The organism is uncultured Gimesia sp., assembly GCF_963972345.1.
Classification (GTDB): domain Bacteria; phylum Planctomycetota; class Planctomycetia; order Planctomycetales; family Planctomycetaceae; genus Gimesia.
In genome coordinates this window covers 1-6,326 of record NZ_CAXAVM010000289.1, presented here as the reverse complement: position 1 = coordinate 6,326, position 6,326 = coordinate 1, and the positions used below count along the sequence as shown (strand labels likewise).

The following is a 6,326-nucleotide window of genomic DNA, read 5'->3' as shown; positions in this document are numbered from 1 at the left end:
TGCAGGAAGATCATGACAATGCCCGCCTCCTCGCTGAGCAACTGGCTGAAATTGAAGGGATCTCCATCAATCCTGAGAATACGGAGACCAACCTTGTCTTCTTTGATGTCCACCCGGAGCTGGGAAATGCGATGCAGCTGGCGGCTGCTCTCAAAAAAGAAGGTGTCGGAATCGGAGCCATGGGCAATTCCACCCTGCGAGCCTGCACGCATCTGGACATCAGTCGCGCCCAGATTGAACAGGTCCCCTCAGCCGTCCGCGCCGCTTTACAGGCAGGCCTCGATCAGTACCAGGGAATTGCCACCGGCCCGTATGCCCGGGGATAACCTTCTCCCCCCCAAAAATCGTTTGATAGAATAGACTTAACCGCAACATTCCTCAAACCTCTTACAGGCTGATTTTTCCTGTATCGCATAATCGGCAGAATCGTTACCAGCGGTCGAGTCCTGTCACGTTCAAATGAATTCCACTTTCGGAATTAAACTTTTGACAAGCAGTCAGTCGATTGAATTAAGGTTCAGACTCCCCTCAACGAATGAGGCCGTAAAGACATAGGAACATGTCTTACAATTAAGCCGAAAACTCGTTTTAACTCCATTGAGCTGGAGGATGTGCAGGAAGCCATTCTACATTCAATATTGATAATAATCTGGAAACTGGTGTTCTTTTGCTTCATTAAGTGGCAAAAACATTGGAAATTCAGTGAATTCAATGAAAGAATTGGCCATGACTGCAGACTACCAGTTGAATCGATCCCCCGTCTTACGATATCATGAACCTCATACAGTAACTAACGGTCGGGAGAATTCTCCCCCGACAGGTTCAGGACCACGTGACAGGGGGAATGCCGCCATGGATGTTAACGGCACCAGTTCTATTTCCGGATCTCTGCCTATCAGTAAGCAGAACGGTCCGAGCAACACCAACTTCAAACAGACACCTGCTTCGAAGCCGATCTCCTCTCCTCAGGATGAACTGGAGATTTCTTCTGCCGGTCGAATGCTGGATGAAATGACGAACAACTCCGATATGCGTGCAGAGCGGTTAGCACAAATCAAGGCGGCTATCGACGACGGAACTTATGATACGGATGAAAAGCTGGAGGCAGCTTTGAGCCGTATGCTGGATCAGATCTCTGATTCTGAATAAACCGCGTCTCGGTCGTAGTAGAGAAATCAGACGAGAAAGAATTAAACCGTGCTCAATTTTGAAAGCCTGGAAATCGCGGTTTCTCCTACAGAGAAATTCAGAGAGTACCTGGCCACCAAGGGAATGAGACTCACACAGGAACGAGAGTTAATCGTTGCTGAGGTTTTCTCGTCCCACGAACATTTCGACGCCGACCAGCTGGTCGAACGCATGAAATTACAGAAAACCGGCCGCCGCGTCAGTCGTTCGACCGTGTATCGAACACTGGGGTCACTGGAAGAAGCTGGTCTATTGCGCAAAGTGGCCCGGACCAACGACAGGGATGTCTACGAGCACGATTACGGCTATCCTCAACACGATCATTTCATCTGCAAAAGCTGTGGCGAACTGTTTGAATTTCATAATGAAGAGATCGCCGAGATTCTGGAAAAGCTTGCGGAACAGATCAACTTCCGCATGAATGAGCATCGCCTCGAAGTCTACGGCATCTGCGATGATTGTTCGCGACCTCCCCAACGCCGCCATAAGAAGCTGGATCTGATTTGATCCAGGGATGATCCCCTGCCCTGCCTCACTCTGAATTAACGGCGTTTTACAGGAATGGCCCTGTAGACCCGTAACAGGATCAGCAACAGGATCAGTGCCCCCATGGCAATCCCGCCAATCATCACCAGCGCCAGGCCATCGCCGTATAACTGACGAATCGAAAATTCCGGAGCCGCGCCGGGAACACTGGCCGGCCACTCCGCCAGCCAGAACCACTTCCAGCCCATCAGCACAATCATCGTAGCAGCGCACAGATACGGGCCGTAAGGCAGATACGTTTTTCCCGTCATCACACGTGTGAGAAATCCAATCAGGATGCCACACAGCGGGGCCAGCAGCAGGATCGGGAGGATCGGTTGCCAACCCAGAAAACTGCCCACCATCGCCATCAGCGTCACATCCCCCAGTCCGAGCGCTTCCTGGCCCAGCAATACCGATGACACCAGCCGCAGACCCCAGGTGAGACCGCCGCCGATGATCAATCCTGTCAGGCTCCAGCTCAATCCATGCCAGTGTGAATGCGCTTTGATCCATTCGGGAATATAAGGTCCGGTGAGGCCCGGGACCGCCTGGTTCCAGTCTACCCACAGATGAATGATCTGCAGGTGGCCGGCGATCGTAGCGCCCAGCACACCAACCAGCATGCCGGGAAAAGTAATCTGATCGGGAATCAGGTACTCGCGAAAGTCGATACTGGTAGCTGCCACCAATAGAGTCAGTAACACGTATAAATAAAGCAGTCGCCAGCCGAGCATTTCCCCGGAGGGCCGGACCGAGGGCACTTCGAGACAACGCATCTGCACAGCCATAAAATAAAAGAGGACAAACAGCGCACCAGTTAAAATTTCCAGTAGAACCTCGGAGCGTGGCAGTCGCGCAGAACACTCACGACACCGGTTTTGAAACGGTAGCCAGCGCAGCACCGGCACCAATTTCCAGAACCGGACACGTGCGCCACAGACTTCGCAGCGCGTGAGAGGACGAACGACCGGCTTAAGGGTCATGAATCGGACCCAGGCATTCACCAGCAGACCGACGACAGCCCCTGCAAAAAACAAGATTCCAGGTAAAAAAGTACTATTCAAATGTCCTGTTCTCACTCTCGTCAGATCTTAACCATTCCTGAACAAAACCAGTTCATTCTTGGGTGATTTTGCTGCAGGGCTTTGGTAGACTGACGCGTTAACTGATTTGATCGTAAGATCATGCTGGATGAGGATATGGTGAAGTCTGTCTCATTCAATCGCAATTGCGGTTCGATGAAAAAATCAATTTAGATGAAACTGCCTGCTCGCACAATCGTCTGAAGCGATTCATCCGCCAAGCAGATCATCCGATCAAATCAGGGAACCAAAGCGCTCGCTCACTGCTTTGACATTTTTTCGCGCTCGGAAAGGCCTTCATAATGAGGAGAGTCTACAGACAGATTGCGTACTGTACATTTTTGACATTTTTCTTGAGTTTATCCGGAACGGGACAGATCTTCGCCGACGAAGCTGCGCCCCCGCATGCACTGGGATCCGGTGCAGAAGCACCAGCCCAGGAAGAAGCGGCCGCTGAATTCAACAATGCCGACATCGCCTGGATGATGGTCGCCTCGGCGTTAGTGCTGATGATGACTGCTCCCGGACTGGCTTTGTTTTATGGCGGACTGGTTCGCAAAAAGAACATTCTGGGCGTGATGATGCAGTGTGTGTTCCTGATGGGACTCATGTCGATCGTCTGGGCACTCTGGGGCTACAGCCTGGCATTCGGCTCCGATATCCTCGGTGGATTTGTGGGTGGTTTTGACCATATTCTGCTCAAAGGAGTCATCCCTTCCTGGCAGGATGGTGCGGTCGTCATTCCCGCCAATGGTTCGATTCCCAAATCACTGTTCATGGTCTTTCAGATGATGTTCTTTATTATCACTCCTGCCCTGATCTGTGGTGCTTTCGCGGAACGCATGAAATTCAGTTCGATGGTGGTATTTTCTGTTCTGTGGGGAACATTGATCTATTGCCCCATTGCTCACTGGGTCTGGTCAGATACGGGCTGGTTATGTGAATGGAATGAAAATGCGCTCTACCCGGCGTTTGACTTTGCGGGAGGAACTGTGGTGCATATCAGTTCTGGATTCTCCGCTCTGGTTTGTGCCATTCTGCTGGGCAAACGCCTGGGATATGGACAGGAACCCATGCCGCCGCATAACCTGACATATACATTCATCGGCGCGACCATGCTCTGGGTGGGCTGGTTCGGTTTCAACGCCGGCAGCGCCGTCGGTTCCAATCCTGCAGCTGTTAATGCGTTTGTAGCAACCCATCTGGCAGCGGCAGGAGGTGTCCTGGCCTGGGCGGTGGCGGAATGGTTCTTCAATGGGAAATCCAGTATTCTGGGAGCCTGTTCGGGAGCGGTCGCCGGACTGGTCTGTATTACGCCCGCCTGTGGTACGGTCACCCCTCTGTCGGGGATTATCCTGGGACTGATCGCCGGTTTTGCCTGTTATTTTGCCTGCACAAGTCTGAAATCCAAATTCAAATACGATGACTCTCTGGATGCCTTTGGCGTACATGGCGTCGGAGGAACCGTGGGAGCACTGCTCACCGGTGTCTTTGCCACCAGAGCCATTACAGGAAATGCAGATGGTTCCGGTTTACTGGAGGGAAATTCTCAACAGTTGATCAATCAGTTCGTCAGCGTGGGTGCTGCCATACTGATTTCCGTGATCGGAACAATTATCATTCTGAAGCTGATCGATCTGACAATGGGTCTGCGCGTCAGCAAAGATGGTGAAATTCAGGGGCTCGATTTGAGCCAGCATGGAGAAGAAGGATACATCTTCCTGTAAAATGGGAAAGCCGAGAGTCGGCCCCTGGTCGACTCTCGTTCTCATTTTCAGGAATTTTGTTCCGAAAGGCCTGTCTGGCCAATACTTCTGATTGTTTTTTCGGGAAATCAATTTGGGGTATCGAGATTTCCCGACAATTGCGATATAATATCTAAGTGCGATAGTCGTCTGGGTTTCTGAAAGCGCTGGAAGAAATCCGGGCATTTTTCTGGGAGTATGATTCCGATGAAAAAAGTGGAAGCTGTCATCAGACATTTCAAACTGGAAGAAGTTAAAGATGCTCTGACAGAAATTGGTGTACAGGGCATGACCGTGTCTGAAGTACGTGGTTTTGGTCGCCAGAAAGGCCACAAAGAACAGTACCGTGGTGCCGAATACACCGTGGATTTTCTACCGAAGGCTAAAATGGAAGTCATCGTTCCCGATGACCAGGTTAAGGCTGTTGTGGATACGATCCTGGAATCAGCACGCACCGGACAGATCGGCGATGGAAAAATCTTCGTAATACCAATCGAAGATATTATCCGGATCCGCACCGGTGAAGCCGGCGATACCGCTCTGTAAATAGATGACTGTAAAGCGAGGGGCGTTTTTTGCCCCTTGTGCTTTACATCAGGCAGGCTGACTGAAATTACGGTTTTCGAAAGTACGTGCAATGAAAAAGATTCAGGCAATCATTCGCCACTATAAACTTGAAGAAGTCAAAAATGCCATTTCTGAAATTGGCATTAGTGGCATGACTGTCAGTGAAGTCCGGGGTTTTGGTCGTCAGCGTGGTCACAAGGAAACCTATCGAGGCAATGAATACATTGTAGACTTTCTACCGAAAGTGAAACTCGAGATTGTGGTCCAGGACGATATGGTTCCCAAAACCGTGGAAACGATCACGCAGATAGCCCGTACCGGTCAGATTGGTGACGGGAAAATTTTCATTACCAGTCTTGATGAAGTCATTCGAATCCGTACGGGAGAAACTGGTCCGGAAGCGGTCTGATCCATAAGCAGAATTTCTGTCTTGAATCCGGGCCTCTTTTGTTCGCGTTCGTTTCAGCCTGGAATTGATGATGTCACATACGTCGACCTCCTGCTCTGAACAGCAATTCGTTGTCTATCGCACGAAAGTAGAGCACGCCAGACAACGCGGTCAGGAACTCCTGCGCCATGGCGCAAGTGGTCTGCAGATTGCCACGGCGATTGCGGAATCCATTGAACAGCTTCTGCTGCAGATTATTCAGGATCAGTTTCTGCAACTCTCTGAAGGGCATCAGAAATTACTGATTCAGAACTGTTCCATTCTGGTCATAGGCGGTTCCGGTCGCGGATTGATGGCCCCCTACTCCGATGTGGACCTGCTGTTCCTGTATCGCAACCAGGTGGATGAGGAATTCGCCGCGTTTGTTGGTGACATCGTACGCAACTGCTGGGACGCCGGTTTAAAGCTCGGTCACAGCCTGAGAACCATTGCCGACTCCGTCAAGATGGCTCGTACCGAACCGGAATTCGCCACAGCGATGATCGAAGCCCGTGCCATCTGGGGAGATGAGCATCTCGCCGAACAGTTGATCCGCGCTTTTTATCGGCACGTCATTTTATTTCGCAGACGCGTATTCTTCGATCAGTGCGTCGAAGCACGCTGGCAGGAACGGAAACAGCATGGCGGCGCGGTCATGCAGCTGGAACCTGATATCAAACGCTCGCCCGGCGGATTGCGCGACATTCACCTGCTCCGCTGGACCGGATTTGCCCGCTATGGAACAGCCAATCTCGACATGCTGAGACTCGATGGGCGGATCAACAGTCG

7 protein-coding genes and 1 pseudogene are annotated in these 6,326 nt (G+C 51.2%); 7 read left to right on the top strand and 1 reads right to left on the bottom strand.

Annotation, left to right across the window (positions count from 1 at the left end; translation table 11 throughout):
* The 3 genes and pseudogenes from AACZ40_RS27665 to AACZ40_RS27655 all read left to right on the top strand — a co-directional run.
* Positions 1–326 (top strand): annotated as a pseudogene (locus AACZ40_RS27665) (low specificity L-threonine aldolase); the annotation flags it as partial.
* Positions 327–726: 400 nt separating this feature from the next.
* Positions 727–1,149 carry a flagellar biosynthesis anti-sigma factor FlgM gene (locus AACZ40_RS27660; RefSeq protein ID WP_291178405.1) on the top strand — a complete coding sequence of 141 codons (423 nt, stop codon included), beginning with the start codon at positions 727–729 and terminating at the stop codon, positions 1,147–1,149.
* A 48-nt stretch (positions 1,150–1,197) separates the two neighbouring features.
* Positions 1,198–1,695, top strand: coding sequence for a Fur family transcriptional regulator (locus AACZ40_RS27655; protein ID WP_291178402.1), 498 nt, complete (start codon positions 1,198–1,200; stop codon positions 1,693–1,695).
* A 35-nt stretch (positions 1,696–1,730) separates the two neighbouring features.
* Here AACZ40_RS27655 and AACZ40_RS27650 read toward each other — a convergent pair whose 3' ends face one another.
* Positions 1,731–2,780 (bottom strand): prepilin peptidase, encoded by a 1,050-nt coding sequence (locus tag AACZ40_RS27650; protein WP_291178399.1) that lies wholly within the window; start codon positions 2,778–2,780, stop codon positions 1,731–1,733.
* Between the two features lie 371 nt (positions 2,781–3,151).
* On the opposite strand from AACZ40_RS27650, the gene AACZ40_RS27645 reads away from it, so the two are divergent.
* The 4 genes from AACZ40_RS27645 to AACZ40_RS27630 all read left to right on the top strand — a co-directional run.
* Positions 3,152–4,525, top strand: coding sequence for an ammonium transporter (locus tag AACZ40_RS27645; RefSeq protein WP_339676796.1), 1,374 nt, complete (start codon positions 3,152–3,154; stop codon positions 4,523–4,525).
* Between the two features lie 225 nt (positions 4,526–4,750).
* The gene (locus AACZ40_RS27640) at positions 4,751–5,089 is read left to right on the top strand and encodes a P-II family nitrogen regulator (RefSeq protein WP_291178394.1); all 339 of its coding nucleotides are present in this window, start codon (positions 4,751–4,753) and stop codon (positions 5,087–5,089) included.
* A 91-nt stretch (positions 5,090–5,180) separates the two neighbouring features.
* Entirely contained in the window at positions 5,181–5,519 is a 339-nt protein-coding gene (locus AACZ40_RS27635; RefSeq protein WP_291178391.1) for a P-II family nitrogen regulator, read from the top strand.
* A gap of 67 nt (positions 5,520–5,586) precedes the next feature.
* Positions 5,587–6,326 (top strand): nucleotidyltransferase domain-containing protein (locus AACZ40_RS27630; protein WP_339676793.1); only part of this gene is annotated, 740 nt, incomplete at its 3' end.